The organism is Corynebacterium sp. UMB9976 (assembly GCF_030212265.1).
Lineage (GTDB): Bacteria > Actinomycetota > Actinomycetes > Mycobacteriales > Mycobacteriaceae > Corynebacterium.
Window position 1 is genome coordinate 1 of sequence record NZ_JASODY010000007.1, and the last position, 17962, is coordinate 17962.

The following is a 17962-nucleotide window of genomic DNA, read 5'->3' on the forward strand; positions in this document are numbered from 1 at the left end:
GGTGGATCCCACCGTGACACCGTCATCACCAACACCAACCCTTCAGATCAGTGTTGCAACGACCACTAGAACTTAAGTCGCGGATCGGACACGTGAAAAACCCCGTCACGGGTTCTTTCGTGACGGCGGGCCCGTGAAGGATTTAGGGGCTGCGGATGCTCAGAGTGTAGTGAAGGCCGGTCCTCATTGCGCCTTTTGCAGAGTTTGTGGTCGGTTTTCAGGTGTTTTGCGACCTTAAACTCTGCAAAACCGTGCGGGGCCCGGGCGTGCCACCCGTGCGGGGCGGAGCCCGCGAGGAGTGTGAGAGGTGCACGGATGCGCGGGTTGCTCCCGGGTGTGCTGCCCGTGCGAAGGCTGGGCCTTAGAGGGTCGGGCGGGGGAGGTGATCCGAGCTCGGGGTGTGCTGTTGCTTCGCGGCTTCTTCGCGGTTGCCCCGCACGAACTTTTCGATCAGCAGGATGGTGATCGGGAACTCCGCGACCATGAACAGGACGATCAGGATGATGAGCTGGGTGCTGCCCTCCAGAGCCGAGAACTCAGCTGGGGGTGCGACGAGAAGGTAGATGAAGGCGACGACGGCCACTACCGCAAGGACGATGATGAATGCATGTTTCTTCATAGGAATGCAACCTTTAGCTCTGTCGATCAGGGCCTTGTTCCTTCGACGTTATCCTTGTCAGCAGTGTAAATAAATGCTTTTGGGGGAAAATCTAAAGTGAATTTTTGATAAAGAAACTCCCGCCACCGGTGGTTGAAAGCCACCCGCAGCGGGAGCGGTGCGGGAACACACGCCCAGCGCCAGTGCTTAGGCCGGGTTCGTGGTCTCCTCGCCGTTGACGATGATCGTGCGGCCGGCGTCTCGCCAGCCGATGGAGCCATTGGACACGTTGATCGCGTCAATGCCGTTGAGCTCCAGCCACTGGCAGGCCTTCGCCGACCGGCCGCCAGACAGGCAAATGATGTACAGGTCCTGGTCCAGATCCAGCTCGCCGTAGCGCAGCTGCAGCTCGGACAGCGGGAGGTTCTCCGCGCCCTTGGCGTGCCACTCCGCGAACTCATTGGCCTCGCGGACGTCCACCAACTGGACGCCCTCTGGGACGTCTTCTGCTCTCATGGATTCAAAGTCACTCATGCCCGCCATGCTACTAGCTGCAACTTGTCGTGCTACGTCAAGAGTTATCAAGCCCCAAAAGGCAAATAAGCTCTGGCCCGCAGTTCGAAACTGGGGGCTATCTTTCTACCTGGGCAAGGGGTTCGTTGGGCCCCTGTTCAATTCCACCCTGCGCATACAAAAAGCGCCCGCCCCACAGCGGGGGACCGGGCGCTGAGAGCCTAAGAAGCCTTACGGTTGAAGTCTAAAATCCTAAGCCGTTACTTCTTGGCGCGCTCGATGGCGTCGGTCAGGATCTTCTCCGCGTCAGCAGCGGTGCCCCAGCCCTCGCCGCGGGCCTCCTTGCCCGGCTCGAGGTCCTTGTAGTGCACGAAGAAGTGCTCGATCTCGTCCTTCGTGAACTGGGAGATGTCGTCCACGTCCTGGTACTGGTCGAAGCGCGGGTCGTCGAGCACGCAGAGCAGCTTGTCGTCGCCACCGGCCTCGTCGGTCATCTTGAACACACCAACCGGGCGGGCCTTGACAACCACGCCTGGGAACAGTGGCTCCGGCAGGATGACCAGCGCGTCCAGCGGGTCGCCGTCCTCGCCGAGGGTGTTGTCGATGAAGCCGTAGTCAGCCGGGTACGCCATCGGGGTGAAGAGGTAACGGTCCAGGTGAACCTTGCCGGTCTCCTCGTCGATCTCGTACTTGTTGCGGGAACCCTTCGGGATCTCGATGGTGACTTCGATGCTCTGAGCCATAACTCGCGCCATCCTTAAAATCGGTGTCTGCTTGAAGCGCCTCGTGGCGCCTGACGTACATGCAGGCCCCATTCTAGTCGCAGGATAAGGTGGAACCTACTAACTCGCCCGCCCCTGCCGCCCACACATTGTCAGGATTGAGATTTTGGAAGCTGAGAAGAAGTCCTCTTTCCGCCGCTGGCTCCTCGCGGTGGTGGCGTTCCTCGTGGTCGCCGCCGCCATCATCGCTGGCGCGGTGGTTCTTTCCCAGCGCCCCCATTACGACGTCGCCCCCGCAGCGCTTCCCCGTCCTGACGAACCAGTGATGGTGGAGGCCAGCCCGCCTGCCACCCCGGTGGACTTGACCGAGGTGAAGAAGGCGGCGAAGGACCGGCAGCTGGGGCGCCTGTCCGCGGAGATCACCGACCTGGAAACCGGTGAGGTGATCTACGCCAACAATGAGGGCAAGCACCTGGTGCCCGCATCCTCGACGAAGGTGTACACCACCGCCGCGGCCCTGCTGGCGAAGGGGCCGCAGGACCGGCTGGCGACCTCAGTGGTCAAGGGTGAGCCGGGCGAGCTGATCCTCGTCGGGGAGGGGGATATCACCCTGTCCCGCAAGCCTGACTCCGGCTTCTTCACGGACGCCCCGGCCATCAGCGAGCTGGCGGACCAGGTGCGCCGCGCCCTGCCGCCCGAGGAGCTGAAGAAGATCACCAAGATCACGGTGGATAACTCCATGCGGGAGAAGTCCACCTTCCACAAGAGCTGGGACCTGGTGGAGATCGGGATGGGCAACGTGACCTTCCTGGACTCCGTGATGATCGACGCCGGGCGCATCATCCCCACGGAGAACTACTCCGCCCGCAGCAATACCCCAGCCCGGGACGTGGCCCAGGCGCTCGCCGAGGATATGGGGCTGGGGGAGAAGCTCAAGACCAAGAAGCTCAAGCTCGAGGTTTCCGATGATCCCGTGGGGCCGGCCCATCCAACCGCTGAGGAAGCGTTGGGGCAGGTGCTCTCCGCGCCACTGAGTACCCGACTGCGGGACATGATGCTGCACTCGGACAACATGCTCGCAGAGGCCGTCGGCCGCGAGGTGGCGATCAGCCAGGACCTGCCGGGCACCTTCAAGGGCGCGACCGAGGGCGTGCTCAAGGTGCTGAAGGACAACGGCGTGGACACCGAAGGTGCGGTGCTGCACGACACCTCCGGCATGAGCGAGGACAACCGCCTGAGCGCCCACAACCTGAACTCCGCGCTGGGCAGCAAGAAGCTGCACGCCCTGCAGCAGGACCTGCCGGTCGCCGGTGCGGAGGGCACGCTGCGCAACCGTTACCTGGCGGGCAGCGGGGCCGAGGACGCAGCCGGGTGGGTGCGCGCGAAAACCGGCACCCTCGACGGGGTCAATGCCCTGGCCGGCACGGTGGTCACCAAGTCCGGCCGCCCGTTGAGTTTCGCTTTCCTGTCCAATACTCCCGCCGACGTCGGCGACGGGCGCGAAGCCCTCGACCGGCTGTCCGCCGCCGTGTATCGGCTCTAGTTTTCTCGGCAACGGCCACGCCGGGTGACTGGGGCCAAGCCCTGGGGAGGAGGAACACCGTGAGCACCGCAGCGGACTTCCGCGCCTGGCTCGCTGGGCTGCGCACAACGCATCCGGAGCACGCCGCGCAGTTGGCCGAGGGGCCAGTCTACCTGGGGGTTTCCGGGGGTGCGGACTCCCTCGCGCTGGCCTATACCGCCGCCGGGATCGCCAAGAAAGACCTGCCGGGGGCGAGCTTCCGCGCCTTGGTGGTGGATCACCAGCTGCAGGAAGGTTCCGCCGAGGTCGCCGCCACCGCGGCGCAGAACTGTGAGGAGATCGGCATCCCGGCCCAGGTCCTCACCATCGATGTCCCCGGCGGGCCGGGTGCAGATGAGGCCGCCGCCCGCGAGGCCCGCTACCGCGCGCTCGGGGCCGCGGCTGCGGGGCGGCCACTGTTGGTGGCGCACACCGCCTCCGATGACGCGGAAGGGTTGTTGCTGGGCCTGGCCCGTGGTTCCGGGACGGGTGCGCTGGCCGGGCTGCGCCCCATCACGACGGCCACCCACCAGCGCTCGGATAATGGCGAGCAACAGGCCGGCAACGAGCACCCGGCCATTGCTGCGGGGGCCGGGTGGCTCGGCCGCCCCTTGCTGGACAGCACGCGAGAGGACACCGAGGCCACGTGCCACCGCGCCGGGCTGAGCTTTTGGTCTGACCCGCACAATGCCAGCCCCCGCTTTCGCCGATCGCGGGTCCGCCAGGAGCTGCTGCCCCTGCTGGAGGAGATCCTCGGCCCCGGCGTGGCCGACTCCCTCACCCGCACCGCCCGGCTGCTGCGCGAGGATTCCGACTACCTGGAGGCCGCCGCCCACGCGGAATACACCCGGCTTATCGCCGAAGCCGGCAGCCACGGGCACGCCGAGGGTCACGAGCAAGCCGACAACCGTGAGCACGCCGGGGATCGTCCGCACGCCACCGCCGAGCTGGCCTGCGCCCCACTCGCCGAGCTGTCCGACGCCCTCCGGCGCCGCGTGATCCGCCATTGGCTCGCGGGAAAAACCGGGCCGTTGACCTACTCCCACTTGAGCCGCATCGACGCCCTCGTCACGGATTGGGCCGGGCAAGGCGGCGTGTCCGTCCCGTGGCATACAATGAACGGTTATGAGGCTTTAGGCAGAGGCCACGCCCACCCGCCGAGCCCGCCACCAGCGGAGGTGTCGCCCACCGGGCAACACCGCACCCGGCTGGTGGTGGCGCGGCGCGGCGGCGTCCTGCGCCTCGTGGCGGAAGAATCACACAAGCACCCAAAGGATCGACGAGCACATGACTGATCAGAACTCGACTTGGACCAAGAAGAGCACCGACATCCCGGCCCACCCCTACGGTGACGACCTGGAAGCCGTCCTGATCGACCAGGACACCCTCCACTCCCGCATCCGCGAACTCGCCGCCGCCGTTGACGAGCGCTATCGCGACGCCCCGGAGGACCTCATTCTCGTCTGCGTGCTCAAGGGTGCGGTCTTCTTCATCACCGACTTCGCCCGCGAGCTGGAGATCCCGAACCAGCTGGAGTTCATGGCCGTCAGCTCCTACGGCAACTCCACCAGCTCCTCCGGCGTCGTCCGCATCATGAAGGACCTGGACCGCGACATCGAGGGCCGCGACGTCCTGATCGTCGAGGACATCATCGACTCCGGCCTGACCCTGTCCTGGCTGATGAAGAACCTCACCAACCGCAAGCCGCGCTCCTTGTCCGTCGTGACACTCTTCCGCAAGCCAGAGGCCGTCAAGGTCGAGATCGAGGACCTCATTGAGGTCGGATTCGACATTCCGAACGAGTTCGTGGTGGGCTATGGCCTGGACTTCGCCGAACGCTACCGCGACCTGCCATTCGTCGGCACCCTGAAGCCGGAAGTGCACGAATAGAGCGTTCACGCACCTTCAGCCAGCGCCCGGACGTCCGCGAGTAGCGCTGGCGAAACAATGCGCGGGCACAACTAACTGATGGGAAATATGGACAAGAACAAGGTCCTGAGGATCGCGGGGATTGTCGCCGCCGCCCTCATCGCTATTTATGCTTTTGGCGTGCTCACGGACAGCGACCGTGGTTTCGACAAGGTCGATACCTCCATCGCGATCAAGGAGCTCGACGCCAAGAACGTCAAGGAAGCCGAGATCAAGGACCGCGAACAGACGGTCCAGCTGAAGCTGAAGAAGCCCATCGAGGTCGAGGGCAAGGATGGGATCGAGCAGATCACCACCCAGTACCCGGCCCGGGCCAGCCAGCAGATCTTCGATGCGGTGAAGGGCTCCGAGGCGGAGAAGTTCGACACTCACGTCTCGCAGGACTCCTTCATCGGCGGGCTGCTGATGATGCTCCTGCCGATGCTGCTGATCTTCGGCCTGCTGTTCTTCATGCTCACCCGCATGCAGGGTGGCGGGGGCATGGGGCCTTTCGGCTTCGGCAAGTCCCGCGCCAAGGACCTGCAGAAGGACAACCCGGATACCCGCTTCGACGACGTCGCCGGTGCGGACGAGGCCGTCGAGGAGCTCGACGAGATCCGGGACTTCCTCTCCAACCCGGGGAAGTACGAGAAGCTCGGCGCGAAGATCCCGCGCGGCGTGCTGCTCTACGGCCCGCCCGGCACAGGTAAGACGCTGCTGGCCCGCGCCGTGGCCGGTGAGTCCGGGGTGCCGTTCTACAGCATCTCCGGCTCCGACTTCGTGGAAATGTTCGTCGGTGTCGGTGCCTCCCGCGTGCGCGACCTGTTCAAGCAGGCCAAGGAAAACGCGCCCTGCATCATCTTCGTCGACGAGATCGACGCCGTCGGCCGCCAGCGTGGCGCCGGCATGGGCGGTGGCCACGACGAGCGCGAGCAGACCCTGAACCAGCTGCTCGTGGAGATGGATGGCTTCAACGGCCGCGAGGGCGTGATCCTCATGGCCGCGACGAACCGCCCGGACGTGCTCGACCCAGCACTCCTGCGCCCGGGCCGCTTCGACCGCCAGATCCCGGTGACCAACCCGGACCTGGTGGGCCGCGAGCAGATCCTGCGCGTCCACGCTGAGGGCAAGCCGCTGGCACCGGACGTCGACCTGGCCTCCCTGGCCAAGCGCACCGCCGGCATGTCCGGCGCGGACCTGGAGAATGTCCTCAACGAGGCCGCGCTGCTGACCGCGCGCGTGGACGGCAACGTCATCACCGGCGACGCCCTGGAAGAGGCCACCGACCGCGTGGTCGGTGGCCCGCGCCGCACCTCGAAGATCATCTCCGAGCACGAGAAGAAGGTCACCGCCTACCACGAGGGCGGCCACACGCTGGCTGCCTGGGCGATGAAGGACATCGAGCGGGTCTACAAGGTCACCATCCTGGCCCGCGGCCGCACCGGCGGGCACGCGATGACCGCCGCGGAAGACGATAAGGGCATGTACAACCGCTCCGAGCTCTTCGCTCGCCTCGTCTTCGCCATGGGCGGCCGCGCCGCCGAGGAGCTGGTCTTCGGCAACCCGACAACCGGCGCGAGCGCGGATATCGAGATGGCCACGAAGATCGCCAAGGCCATGGTCGTGGAGTACGGCATGAGCCCGCGCGTGGGTGCCGTGAAGTTCGGTGAGGAGCAGGGCGACCCGTTCGTCGGCCGCGGTGGCGGTGGCCAGTTCCACCCCTCCGAGAAGGTTGCCGCGCTGGTGGACGAAGACGTCCGCATGCTCATGGACAAGGCGCAGAACATCGCCTACGAGGTCCTGCGCGAGCACCGGGAGTACCTGGACACCCTGGCGGAGAAGCTGCTCGAGAAGGAGACGCTGCGCCGCCCGGACCTCGAGTCCATCTTCGAGGGCATCACCCCGCGCGAGGTCTCCGAGATCTTCCCGGGCCAGGACCTGGACCGCCCGAAGGACTACCGCGAGCCGGTGAAGACCCCGGTCGAGCTGGCCAAGGAGCGTGGCGAGGAGCCGCCGAAGCGCAAGGACTACTTCTCCGCCGCCCGCCGCGCGCGCATCGAAAAGCGCAAGCAGGAACAGCAGGAGCAGGTCAAGCAGCTGGAGCGTGAGCAGGAGGCCAACCAGGAGCCGCAGCGCGGTTTCGAGCTGCCGGAGCACGAGCGCCCGGATAACCCGTGGACCTCGGACGACGCCCCGACCACCCAGATCCGCCCGGTCACTGAGGCCGGCGGGCAGGGTGTCTCGGAGTCCCCGGCCGCCGGTGAGCCCGCGCCGCATGTTTCTGGCCCGGATGCGGCAGAGCCAGAGAGCCCGGAGCAGCAGAACCCAACGCCGGGTAGCCCAGCGCCGGAGCCGTACAACGGCGGGCGCCACGCCCGCCGCGACCCCGCGCAGCACCCAGGGACCAGCGCCTACGGCGACGGTAGTGACTGGGGTGAGTCGGGTGGTCGTCATCACTCCCGGCCGAATGATGACAACCCCAGCGATGAAGAGAAGAACTAAGGAAGGCGGCGAACACCGACATGGCTGATTCTGCGAAGCCTGAATCAACGAGGCACTTTGACCGCGAACGCGCTGAAGCCGCCGTCCGCGAGCTGCTCATCGCTGTGGGGGAGGACCCCGACCGCGAAGGCCTGGCCGATACCCCGGCCCGCGTGGCACGCGCCTACGAAGAGGTCTTCTCCGGCATCGGCACCGACCCCACCGAGGTTCTCAACACCACCTTCAACGAGGACCACCGGGAACTCGTGCTCGTCAAGGACATCCCGTTCTACTCCACCTGCGAACACCACCTCGTGCCCTTCTTCGGCCACGCCCACATCGGCTACATCCCGGGGCATTCTGGGAAGGTCACCGGGCTGTCCAAGCTGGCCCGCCTGGTGGAGGGCTTCGCCCGCCGCCCGCAGGTCCAGGAGCGGCTGACCACCTCCATCGCCGATGCGCTGATGGACCGGCTGGACGCCTCCGCGGTGATCGTCGTGATCGAGGCCGAGCACCTGTGCATGGCGATGCGCGGGGTGCGCAAGCCGGGCGCGAACACCGTGACCTCAGCCGTGCGCGGCGGCTTCCAGAACAACGCCGCCACCCGCGCCGAAGCCATGGCGCTGATCCGCGGGAACTAGAACCCCAGCACTAGCGCCCGGGCCCAGCGCACCAACAGCGAACCCTGCGGGAACCAACCCTAGAAAGACTTGATGATGCAGCCTGCACAGTCTGCTCAGCCTGACCAGCCGACCACGCCGGAGAAGAGCACCCAGCAGAACCACCCGGCAACCCCGCCGCGCACCAAAGTGATGGGGATCCTCAACGTCACGGAAGACTCCTTCTCCGACGGGGGCTCCAACCCGGACACCGCCACCGCCGTGCGCCATGCCCAGCAGATGGTTGACGCGGGCGCGGACATCATCGACGTCGGCGGCGAATCCACCCGACCCGGTGCCCAGCGCGTTGACCCGGAAGTCGAACGTGGGCGCGTGACCCCCGTGATCGCGGAGCTCTCCGCGCGAGGTATCACCACGAGCGTGGACACCATGCGCGCCGCCACCGCACTCGCCGCTGCGGAGGCCGGGGTGGACATCCTCAACGACGTCTCCGGTGGCCTCGCGGACAAGGACATGCTCCCCGTCGCCGCCGAGACCAGCCTGCCGATCTGTCTCATGCACTGGCAGACCGACCGCTTCGAAGGCGCCGAAGGCTACGCGGACCAGAGCGCGGGTACTGGCGTGGATGTGGTCACCGCCGTCCGCGACTGGCTGCTGCGCCGAGTGGACGCAGCACTCGCCGCCGGGGTGAAAGAGGAGAACATCATCCTGGACCCCGGCATCGGGTTTGCGAAGTCCCCGGCGGATAACTGGCAGCTCCTGGGGGCGATGGGCCAGCTCAACGAGCTGGGTTTCCCCGTGCTGATCGGCGCCAGCCGCAAGCGTTTCCTCACCGCCCTGCGCCCCGCCAGCGACGGCGCCCCTGGCTCCCCGGAGACGGCGGACGACGCCACCGCGGCGGTCTCCGCGCTGGCAGCCCAGGCGGGCTCCTGGGCGGTGCGGGTGCACAACGTGGCCCCTTCCCGGGCTGCGGTGGATGTGGCTTATTACTCCCGCCTGGGCGACGGCCCGGCGGTGGCAGAAGGGTGGCGAGCACGCCGTGGCTGATCGCATTGAACTCATGGGCCTGAAGGCCTTTGGCTACCACGGGGTCCACGATTTCGAGAAGGACGAGGGCCAGAACTTCGAGGTGGACATCGTCGTCTGGACGGACTTCGCCGCCTCCGCGGCCTCGGATGACCTTTCCGACACGATCTCGTACGTGGACCTGGCAGACATCGCCGTCGCCGTGGTGGAGCAGGAGCGCTTCGACCTGATCGAAACGCTCGCCGCCACCATCGCCGACCGGATCATCGCCCTCGGCGGTGCACACGCCGCGGAGGTCACCGTGCACAAGCCGCAGGCCCCGATCCCGCACCACTTCAGCGACGTGCGGGTCGTCGCCCGCCGCAACCTCAAGCAGCAAAAAGGCAGGTAAGACCGTGGCGAGCAACACCGCCGGCTGGCGGGTGGCCATCGGGCTGGGCAGTAATATGCCCGGCGACCAGGGCAGCCCGGAAGCCATGATCCGCGCGGCCGCCCGCGCCGTGGCCGACCTGCCCGGCACCCAGCTGCTGGCAGCCTCCCAGGTCTACGCCACCCCGCCGTGGGGCGTGGTCACCCAGGAAGAATTCCGCAACGCCGTGATTCTCGTGGCCACCGAACTAGAGCCCCTCGATCTGCTGCACGCCTGCCAGCACATCGAGAACGAGGGCGGCCGGGTGCGCCTCCAGCACTGGGGGCCGCGGACCGTGGACCTCGACCTGCTGGCCGCCTACGACGGCGCTACCGGCGAGCCGGTGATCTCCGCCGGGCGCTGGGGCGAGGAACTGATCCTGCCGCACCCGTACACCACCGCCCGGGGATTCGTGCTCGTGCCCTGGGCAGAGATCGCCCCGGAGGACCCGCTGCCGCGCGTCCCCGGCTCCCCGGCAGGCCCGGCCGCAACCGCCACGGTCGGTGAGTGGCTGGCCCAGCTACCCGAAGAGGACACCGCGGGCATCACCCAGCTCGGGCCGCTGCTGACCGGTCCGGCCACGCCCGGGGAGGCTGGGGTTGACGTCCTAAAACACGGCAGCAACGAGCCCAGGGACCGCGACGAGCCCTGGGTAGACTGAGAAATATGAAGAAGATGAAGCAGGTCGCGCCCACGGCGCTGGTGGTCGCAGCAGTGATCGCCGCCGCCTTCGCCTGGGTGACCGCGCTCGGCTTCTACGCCTACTTCCCGCGCATCGAGCTGGCGACCAGCAGCGTGCTGTGGATCGCCGCGATCATTTGCGGGGTGCAGGGCTTCATCATGCGCAAGAAACTACAGGACAACGCCATCGGCCTGGACCGCAGCCAGGTCAACCCCATGACGGTCGCGTTCAGCGGAGTGCTCGGCCAGGCTGTCGCGTGGATCGGCGCGATCTTCGCCGGAGCCTATGGCGGGATGGTCGTCTTCCTGGTCTTCAACGCCGGCCACCTCGTCGTCGCGCAGGAGGATACCCCGGGCGCGATCGTCGGGATGCTCGGCGGAGCGCTGGCTGCGGTGGCGGGAAAATGGCTGGAACAGAACTGCCTCACTCCACCGGAAGATGGCGGGGTAGCCGGTGAATAACAGCGTCAACAGGTAAGGTGACCAGCATGAGCAATCGGGAGAACTGGAGCCAGAACGCCGCTGCGGGCGGTGCCGAGCAGACGGACGGGCAGAACAGCGGGCCACGCGTACTGATGGTGCTGCTCGTGGTGCTGGCGCTGATCGCCAGCATCCTGATGCTGTTCCTGGATTCCGACCTGTGGCTGAAGATCGCGGTCATTGCCGCGCTGTGGGCCGCGTTCCTGGGCATCGTGCTGGTCTCGAAGTACTCCAGCGCGCTGCGCGCCGAGCAGAAGCGCGTGAACACCCTGGAGCGTGCTCACCGTGCGGAGATGGAGCGCGAGGCCGCGGGCTATCAGCAGCGCGAGGCGGCGCTGAAGGAAAACTACACCCGCCAGCTGCGCAACCAGCGCGATGAGCACCTGGAGCAGCTGCGTCACGAGCTGATCTCCCTGCGGGCGCAGCTCGCGGAGATGTCCGGCGAGGATCTGGACGACGAGCAGACCGCCGTGCACGCCCGCGCCGAGCGGATCATCGAGCTGGACCGGGGCGGGGCGCAGCCGACCGACCGCCGCTACCAGACCGGCACGTCCGGGCAGGCTGGGCAGAAGCAGCCGCAGGCTGAGCAGGCTGGGCAGGCAGCTCAGGCCTCGCAGAGCGCGGCGCGCAGCAGCCAGCCGGGTGCGTCCGCCCGCGCCGCCTCCTCCGCGGGTTCCCCGACGCTCGGCCACCACAGCGAGCCGAGCTCCGACCGCCGCGCCTCTGCCTTCTCCACCGGCAGCTTCGCCGCCGTGAAGTGGACCGGGGACAACACCGAGGAGACCACGCAGATCCCGATCGTCGTGGACTCCAGCTCTTCCAGCAGCGCCCAGTCCAGCACCCAGTCGGGTGCCTCCGGCGCGCAGGCTGCAGCCAACCGTGGATCCGAGGCCGCAGAGCCGAAGGCAGCGGGCCGTGGCCAGCACGAGCAGCGCGAGGCCGCGCAGGCTCCCCAGCAGGAGCGCGCAGCCCAGCCCGCCCCGCGCACCGAGCCGGCGTTCCGCGCCTACGAGCCGAGCCAGGCCGCTGCCGAGCAGGCCAGCGAATCGGCACAGAAGCAGGCTGCGCCGCAGGCTGAGCAGCAGCGCGAGCAGGCCGCCAAGCCAGCTGCCGATGAGAAGCGTGGCGCCCACGAGTACCGCGCCGGCCGTCGCCGCGCGGATGAGAACTCCGAGGGCCTGACGGTCGCAGAGCTCATGAAGCGCTTCCAGCAGAACGACAAGAAGTAGCTCGAACCGCGACCTAAAGATCTCGCACCGCGACCCAAAGATTCAGCATGATTGATCGCCAACCCCCACGCCTGAGCGTGGGGATTATTTCTGCCGGCGCCGTCGGACTCGCCCTCGCCGAGGCTTTCACCCGGGCCGGTCACCACGTCCACGGCATCCACGCCCACTCCGAGCGCTCCCGGGCACGGGCAGCCCAGCGCGTCCCGGGCATCCCCATCGTTTCGCTGGCCGAGGCCGCGATGGCCCAGCTGGTGGTGCTCGCCGTTCCAGACCCGGTGTTGCCGGAGGTGGCCGCCGAGGTGGCCCACACCGTCCGCGACGGCCAGATGGTCATGCACACCTCCGGGCGTAACGGCTGCCAGGTGCTCCAGCCCATCACCGACGAGGGCGCGCTCCCGCTGGCCCTGCACCCGGCGATGGGCTTCGTCGGCACCCCGCAGGACACCGACAACCTGCTGGGCTGCGGCTGGGGTGTCACCACCGACTCCGAGGTCGGTCAGGCAGTCAGCGAACTGCTCGTCCAGTCCCTCGGCGGCGTGGCCGTCCACATTGCGGAGGACCGCCGCCCGGCTTATCACGCGGCCATGGCCCACGCCGCGAATCACCTGGTCACCCTCATCTCGGATGCCCACTCCATGCTCAACGCGGTGCTCGATAAGCCGAACGACCCGGCCGCCATCGAGGGGGAGGGGGAGTCGAGCGAGGCCCGGCTGCTGCTCAACTCCATCGTCCGAGCCGGAGCGGATGCCACCCTGCGCGAGCACCTGGGCGCCCTGACTGGCCCTGCCTCCCGCGACGACGCCCCCGCCGTCCTCGCGCACCTCGAGGCACTGCGCCAGCTCTCCGAAAACTCCGCCGACCCTCACTCCCATGACCTGCACCTGCGTTATCTGCCGATGGCCGAGCGCACCGCCCAGGCAGCTGGTTCCCCGGAGGTCGAGCGGGCGCTCATGGCCTACCGCAGCGAACACGGTCTGCCGGGTGGACTAACCTAAGGCGCATGACCAAGAATCAGCCCAGCCCCCAGGCCGACCCGCAGGCAAACCCCCAGCCCTTCCGCCGCGGCGAAGCCACCCTGATGACCACCATCGACGAGTTCAGCCAGGTCACCCGCGCGATGCGCAAGGCCGGCAAGCCGGTGTGCCTCGTGCCCACGATGGGTGCGCTCCACGAAGGCCACCTTTCCCTGGTCAAGGCAGCAAAGGCAATGCCGGGCGCCTTCGTCGCGGTCAGCATCTTCGTCAACCCGCTGCAGTTCGCGGAGGGCGAGGACCTGGACGCCTACCCCCGCACCCTCGACGCCGACGTCGAAAAGCTCAAGGCCGCAGGCGTGGACGCCGTCTTCGCACCCTCTGCCCGGGAGATGTACCCCAACGGCCCCCGCACCACGATCCACCCCGGCCCCGTCGGCGCGATCCTGGAGGGTGAGCACCGCCCGACCCACTTCGCGGGCATGCTCACGGTCGTCAACAAGCTCTTCCAGATCTCCCACTGCGACCACGCCTTCTTCGGTGAGAAGGACTACCAGCAGCTCGTCCTGGTCCAGCAGATGGTCAACGACCTCAACATGGAGCTGCGCGTCCACGGCGTCCCGATCGTCCGCGAGGGCGGGGGACTGGCGCTGTCCAGCCGCAACGTTTACCTCTCCGACGAGGAGCGCGAGCTCGCCCTCACCCTCTCCGCGGCACTGACGGCCGGTTCCTTCGTCGCCGAGGACGGCGCGGACGCGGTGCTGTCCACTGCCCGTGCCATTCTCGACGACGCCGAGGGGGTTGAGGTGGACTATCTTGCTCTCCGTGGCACCGATCTCGGCGAGGCCCCGGAAACCGGGGACGCCCGGCTTCTGGTCGCCGCTCGCGTGGGCAGCACCCGGCTGATCGATAATGTTGGCGTGCCGATTGGTGTAGGGTTCAAGAACTTGGACCCCGAGCAGGGCGTAGGAAGCCCCGACGCTGCCGCTCCTGCCACGCCCGACACCGCAACCGAGAGCTAGGAAAGTTAGGTTTTCCCCTTGTTCCGCACCATGCTGAAGTCAAAGATCCACCGTGCGACGGTCACCCAGGCCGACCTGCACTACGTGGGTTCCTGCACCATCGACGCAGACCTGATGGACGCCGCCGACATCCTCGAAGGCGAGCAGATCGACATCGTCGATATCGATAACGGCAACCGGCTGACCACCTACGCCATCACGGGCGAGCGGGGCAGCGGCGTCATCGGCATCAACGGCGCGGCTGCCCGCCTGATCAGCCCCGGCGACCTGGTGATCATCATCGGTTACGGCATCTTCGACAACGCCGAGTTGGGGGATTACCACCCGCGGGTGATCTTCGTCGACGAGAACAATAAGCAGGTTGAGCTGGGGGAGGACCCGGCCCACGCCCCGGCTGGCAGCGGCCTGAAGGACCCGCGCCACCCGGAGGCTTAAGAACCCCGGACGCGCTCTCGGTGGCGTCCGGGCGATGCAGTAGTCTGGTGGGGTGACTATAAAGAATCCATCCACCAGCAATGATGAAATTCCCGAGCAGATGCGCGTGCGCCGCGAGAAGCGCGAGCGCATCCTTGACGAAGGCCGTCAGGCTTATCCAGTAGAAGTTCCCAGGACTCACACGCTGGCGGAGGTTCGTCAGCAGTGGGCGGTCAAGCCCAAGGAGGATGACCCGGAGGCTGCGGAGAAGCTCGCCGCTCTTCCGAAGGGGGCGACCCTCCTCGACGTCGGTGAGGAAACGGACAGCGTCGTCGGCGTGGCCGGCCGCGTGATGTTCGTCCGCAACACCGGCAAGCTGGCCTTCGCCACCCTGCAGGACGGCGACGGCACCCAGCTGCAGGTCATGCTCTCCCAGGCAGAGATCGGCGCGGAAGCGCTGGACCGCTGGAAGGCGGAGGTCGACCTGGGCGACATCGTCTTCGCCAAGGGACGCGTGATCTCCTCCCGCCGCGGCGAGCTCTCCGTCATGGCCCAGGAGTGGACCATGGCTGCCAAGGCGCTGCGCCCGCTGCCGGTCGCGCACAAGGAGATGAGCGAGGACGCCCGCGTGCGTCACCGCTACACCGACCTGATCATGCGCGAAGAAGCCCGCAAGAACGCCATGACCCGCATCAAGGTGATGCGCGCCCTGCGCCACGCCCTGGAACGCCGCGGGTTCAACGAGCTCGAGACCCCGATGCTGCAGACCCTGCACGGCGGTGCCGCGGCTCGCCCGTTCGTGACCCACTCGAATGCGCTTGATATCGACCTCTACCTGCGCATCGCGCCGGAGCTGTACCTCAAGCGCGCCGTCGTCGGCGGTCTGGACCGCGTCTTCGAGATCAACCGCAACTTCCGCAACGAGGGCATCGACCGCTCCCACAGCCCGGAGTTCGCGATGCTGGAGACCTACCAGGCGTACGGGGATTACAACACCGCTGCGACGATGACCCGCGAGGTCATCCAGGAGGTCGCCGAGGAAGTCTTCGGCACCACCAAGCTGACCATGCACGACGGCACCGAGTACGACCTCGGCGGCGAGTGGCCGGTCATCGAGGTCTACCCCTCCCTGAATAAGGCGCTGGCCGAGAAGTTCCCGGATCAGCCGGAGGTCACCGTCGACTCCACCGTCGAGGAGCTCAAGGCACTCGCGAAGGTCATCGGCCTGGAGGTTCCGAAGGACGGCGGCTGGGGCCACGGCAAGCTCGTCGAGGAGATCTGGGAGTTCCTGTGCGAGGACCAGCTGTGGGGCCCGGTCTTCGTCTACAACTACCCGGTCGAGACCTCCCCACTGGTGCGCCAGCACCGCACCGAGCGCGGCGTGACCGAGAAGTGGGACCTCTACCTGCGCGGCTTCGAACTGGCGACCGGCTACTCCGAGCTGGTTGACCCGGTCATCCAGCGCGAGCGCTTCGAGGACCAGGCACGCCTGGCTGCGGGCGGCGACGATGAGGCCATGGTTCTCGACGAGGACTTCCTGCAGGCGATGGAGCAGGGCATGCCGCCGACCGCCGGCACCGGCATGGGTCTGGACCGTCTGCTGATGGCCTTCACAGGCCTGGGCATCCGCGAGACCGTGCTCTTCCCGTTGGTGAAGCCAGAGAAGTAATCTTCCTCTCGGCTGCATAAAGCCACACACCGCCCATGGTGTGTGGCTTTCTTTATGGGAATCCGCCGAAAATGTGATCTGCGCCATGTTGCCAAGTTATGATTAATAAGATCATTATCCGCACATGGTGATGCTCGGCGGATCGCAACGAGCGATGCGTAGGGCACCTCTACTGAAAGGTGGCTACCAGACAATGAGCGACTCCAAGAAGCTCAACGACTCCACCCCGGGGCTGAACAACGTCAAGCGTGACGCCATTGGTGTCGTTATGCGGGCGCTGTCTCGTTTCACTGGTTCCGACTTCGCAGAAAAGTACAACCTCAACAAGGCTGTCGACCGCGCTGCCTACGAGACCGCCAAGGGCGGCATCCGTACCGCCGGCGCGATGAACCGCCAGTTCAAGCGCATCAAGGGGTCCGGCGACCCGGTCCGTCTCCCGAAGCAGAACGAGGGCGACGTCCAGCAGTTCGAGCCGGGCAAGGCTCCATTCGACCTGAACCCGACCGAGGACCAGCAGATGATCCTCGACGCGGTACGCGAGTTCGCCATCGAGCGCCTGCGTCCGGCCGCCGCGGAGGCCAACGACGAGTCCAAGCCGACCGAGGGTCTGCTCGACACCGCTGCTGAGCTCGGCATCGCTCTCGTGAACCTCCCGGAGGAGTTCGAGGGCATCGCCAGCGCATCCGGCGCCAGCACCAACGCCCTCATCGCCGAGGCTCTCGGCTTCGGCGACATGGGCCTGGCCGTCTCCATCCTCGCCCCGGCAGGCGTGGCCAACACCATCACCAACTACGGCGACGACTCCCAGCAGAAGACCTACCTGCCGTCCTTCTCCGGCGAGTCCGTCCCACCGGCAGCCGTCGTGGTCTCCGAGGCCCGCCCGATGTTCGACGCCTTCGAGCTGCAGACCACCGCGAAGCTGGAGGGCGACGAGGTCGTCCTCAACGGTGTGAAGACCATGGTCCCGAACGCCGCAGAGTGCGAGCTCTTCGTCATCGCTGTCGAGCTGGACGGTGTGAACACCTTCGTCATCGTCGAGTCCGGCACCGAGGGCCTCGAGGTTGAGTCCGACCCGTCCATGGGCCTGCGCGCCGCAGCCCTGGGCCGCGTGATCCTCAAGGACGTCCGCGTCCCGGCCGCCAACCTCCTGGGTGGCGCGAACCTCTCCGACACCGACCGCACCGAGCAGTACGCGGAGATCATCCGCCGCTCCCGCCTGGGCTGGGCCGCACTGGCCTCCGGCACCGGCGAGGCCATCCTCGAGTACACCAAGAAGTACGTCAACGAGCGTGAGGCCTTCGGCGAGCCGATCTCCCACCGCCAGGCAGTGGCCTTCATGGTCGCCAACCTCCGCATCGAGCTCGACGGCCTGCGCCTGATCATGCTGCGCGGCGCATCCCGCCTCGACCAGGGCCTGTCCTACCACCGCGAAGCCGGCCTTGCCCGCCGCTACGCCTCCGACAAGGGCATGGTCATGGGCCTGGACGGCGTCCAGCTGCTGGGTGGCCACGGCTACACCAAGGAGCACCCGGTTGAGCGCTGGTACCGCGACATGCGCGCAATCGGCGTTGCCGAGGGCGTCGTCGTCATCTAACCCGCCATAACAAGACTTTTGGCATCTACGCACAACACAGTCCCGAGAGCAGAGGAAAAAGATC

General features: G+C 67.0%; 18 protein-coding genes. 15 read left to right on the top strand and 3 right to left on the bottom strand.

Annotation, left to right across the window (positions count from 1 at the left end):
• Positions 1-361: 361 nt before the first annotated feature.
• The 3 genes from QP140_RS04840 to QP140_RS04850 all read right to left on the bottom strand — a co-directional run bounded on the left by QP140_RS04840 (position 362) and on the right by QP140_RS04850 (position 1854).
• Positions 362-619: a hypothetical protein gene (locus QP140_RS04840; RefSeq protein WP_284758507.1), complete on the bottom strand. Its 258-nt coding sequence runs from the start codon at positions 617-619 to the stop codon at positions 362-364.
• 186 nt (positions 620-805) lie between these two features.
• On the bottom strand, positions 806-1132 hold the full coding sequence (locus QP140_RS04845; protein ID WP_070759758.1) for a rhodanese-like domain-containing protein: 327 nt from the start codon (positions 1130-1132) through the stop codon (positions 806-808).
• A 239-nt stretch (positions 1133-1371) separates the two neighbouring features.
• Positions 1372-1854, bottom strand: coding sequence for an inorganic diphosphatase (locus QP140_RS04850; RefSeq protein ID WP_284758509.1), 483 nt, complete (start codon positions 1852-1854; stop codon positions 1372-1374).
• A 145-nt stretch (positions 1855-1999) separates the two neighbouring features.
• On the opposite strand from QP140_RS04850, the gene dacB reads away from it, so the two are divergent.
• The 15 genes from dacB (at position 2000) to QP140_RS04925 (ending at position 17898) form a co-directional block, all read left to right on the top strand.
• Positions 2000-3376: a D-alanyl-D-alanine carboxypeptidase/D-alanyl-D-alanine endopeptidase gene (gene dacB, locus QP140_RS04855; protein ID WP_284758511.1), complete on the top strand. Its 1377-nt coding sequence runs from the start codon at positions 2000-2002 to the stop codon at positions 3374-3376.
• Between the two features lie 59 nt (positions 3377-3435).
• On the top strand, positions 3436-4689 hold the full coding sequence (gene tilS, locus QP140_RS04860; protein ID WP_187440874.1) for a tRNA lysidine(34) synthetase TilS: 1254 nt from the start codon (positions 3436-3438) through the stop codon (positions 4687-4689).
• Positions 4682-5284: a hypoxanthine phosphoribosyltransferase gene (gene hpt / locus QP140_RS04865; RefSeq protein ID WP_284758513.1), complete on the top strand. Its 603-nt coding sequence runs from the start codon at positions 4682-4684 to the stop codon at positions 5282-5284. The genes tilS and hpt overlap by 8 nt, the downstream gene beginning before the upstream one ends.
• 87 nt (positions 5285-5371) lie before the next feature.
• Positions 5372-7804: an ATP-dependent zinc metalloprotease FtsH gene (gene ftsH, locus QP140_RS04870; RefSeq protein ID WP_284758514.1), complete on the top strand. Its 2433-nt coding sequence runs from the start codon at positions 5372-5374 to the stop codon at positions 7802-7804.
• Positions 7805-7824: 20 nt separating this feature from the next.
• Positions 7825-8424: a GTP cyclohydrolase I FolE gene (gene folE / locus QP140_RS04875; RefSeq protein WP_284758515.1), complete on the top strand. Its 600-nt coding sequence runs from the start codon at positions 7825-7827 to the stop codon at positions 8422-8424.
• Positions 8425-8595: 171 nt separating this feature from the next.
• The gene (gene folP, locus QP140_RS04880) at positions 8596-9450 is read left to right on the top strand and encodes a dihydropteroate synthase (RefSeq protein ID WP_284758566.1); all 855 of its coding nucleotides are present in this window, start codon (positions 8596-8598) and stop codon (positions 9448-9450) included.
• A complete protein-coding gene (folB, locus tag QP140_RS04885; RefSeq protein WP_284758516.1) occupies positions 9443-9820 on the top strand; it encodes a dihydroneopterin aldolase in 378 nt (125 codons plus the stop codon). The genes folP and folB overlap by 8 nt, the downstream gene beginning before the upstream one ends.
• A 4-nt stretch (positions 9821-9824) precedes the next feature.
• The gene (gene folK, locus QP140_RS04890; protein WP_284758517.1) at positions 9825-10499 is read left to right on the top strand and encodes a 2-amino-4-hydroxy-6-hydroxymethyldihydropteridine diphosphokinase; all 675 of its coding nucleotides are present in this window, start codon (positions 9825-9827) and stop codon (positions 10497-10499) included.
• 5 nt (positions 10500-10504) lie between these two features.
• Positions 10505-10981: a DUF3180 domain-containing protein gene (locus tag QP140_RS04895; RefSeq protein WP_284758518.1), complete on the top strand. Its 477-nt coding sequence runs from the start codon at positions 10505-10507 to the stop codon at positions 10979-10981.
• Between the two features lie 26 nt (positions 10982-11007).
• Complete coding sequence (locus QP140_RS04900; protein WP_284758519.1) at positions 11008-12228, top strand: DUF6779 domain-containing protein; 1221 nt, start codon at positions 11008-11010, stop codon at positions 12226-12228.
• A 47-nt stretch (positions 12229-12275) separates the two neighbouring features.
• Positions 12276-13223 (top strand): DUF2520 domain-containing protein, encoded by a 948-nt coding sequence (locus QP140_RS04905; RefSeq protein WP_284758520.1) that lies wholly within the window; start codon positions 12276-12278, stop codon positions 13221-13223.
• Positions 13224-13228: 5 nt separating this feature from the next.
• Complete coding sequence (panC, locus tag QP140_RS04910; RefSeq protein ID WP_399529267.1) at positions 13229-14221, top strand: pantoate--beta-alanine ligase; 993 nt, start codon at positions 13229-13231, stop codon at positions 14219-14221.
• Between the two features lie 18 nt (positions 14222-14239).
• On the top strand, positions 14240-14656 hold the full coding sequence (panD, locus tag QP140_RS04915) for an aspartate 1-decarboxylase (protein ID WP_148792644.1): 417 nt from the start codon (positions 14240-14242) through the stop codon (positions 14654-14656).
• Positions 14657-14756: 100 nt separating this feature from the next.
• Entirely contained in the window at positions 14757-16304 is a 1548-nt protein-coding gene (gene lysS, locus QP140_RS04920; RefSeq protein ID WP_284758568.1) for a lysine--tRNA ligase, read from the top strand.
• A gap of 193 nt (positions 16305-16497) precedes the next feature.
• Complete coding sequence (locus tag QP140_RS04925; protein WP_284758521.1) at positions 16498-17898, top strand: acyl-CoA dehydrogenase family protein; 1401 nt, start codon at positions 16498-16500, stop codon at positions 17896-17898.
• Positions 17899-17962 lie beyond the last annotated feature (64 nt).

Bases quoted from the DNA above. Each gene is read 5' to 3' on its own strand.
- QP140_RS04840 (WP_284758507.1), bottom strand. From the start codon at position 619: ATGAAGAAACATGCATTCATCATCGTCCTTGCGGTAGTGGCCGTCGTC.
- QP140_RS04845 (WP_070759758.1), bottom strand. From the start codon at position 1,132: ATGAGTGACTTTGAATCCATGAGAGCAGAAGACGTCCCAGAGGGCGTC.
- QP140_RS04850 (WP_284758509.1), bottom strand. From the start codon at position 1,854: ATGGCTCAGAGCATCGAAGTCACCATCGAGATCCCGAAGGGTTCCCGC.
- hpt (WP_284758513.1), top strand. From the start codon at position 4,682: ATGACTGATCAGAACTCGACTTGGACCAAGAAGAGCACCGACATCCCG.
- ftsH (WP_284758514.1), top strand. From the start codon at position 5,372: ATGGACAAGAACAAGGTCCTGAGGATCGCGGGGATTGTCGCCGCCGCC.
- folE (WP_284758515.1), top strand. From the start codon at position 7,825: ATGGCTGATTCTGCGAAGCCTGAATCAACGAGGCACTTTGACCGCGAA.
- folP (WP_284758566.1), top strand. From the start codon at position 8,596: ATGGGGATCCTCAACGTCACGGAAGACTCCTTCTCCGACGGGGGCTCC.
- QP140_RS04895 (WP_284758518.1), top strand. From the start codon at position 10,505: ATGAAGAAGATGAAGCAGGTCGCGCCCACGGCGCTGGTGGTCGCAGCA.
- QP140_RS04900 (WP_284758519.1), top strand. From the start codon at position 11,008: ATGAGCAATCGGGAGAACTGGAGCCAGAACGCCGCTGCGGGCGGTGCC.
- QP140_RS04905 (WP_284758520.1), top strand. From the start codon at position 12,276: ATGATTGATCGCCAACCCCCACGCCTGAGCGTGGGGATTATTTCTGCC.
- panC (WP_399529267.1), top strand. From the start codon at position 13,229: ATGACCAAGAATCAGCCCAGCCCCCAGGCCGACCCGCAGGCAAACCCC.
- lysS (WP_284758568.1), top strand. From the start codon at position 14,757: ATGCGCGTGCGCCGCGAGAAGCGCGAGCGCATCCTTGACGAAGGCCGT.
- QP140_RS04925 (WP_284758521.1), top strand. From the start codon at position 16,498: ATGAGCGACTCCAAGAAGCTCAACGACTCCACCCCGGGGCTGAACAAC.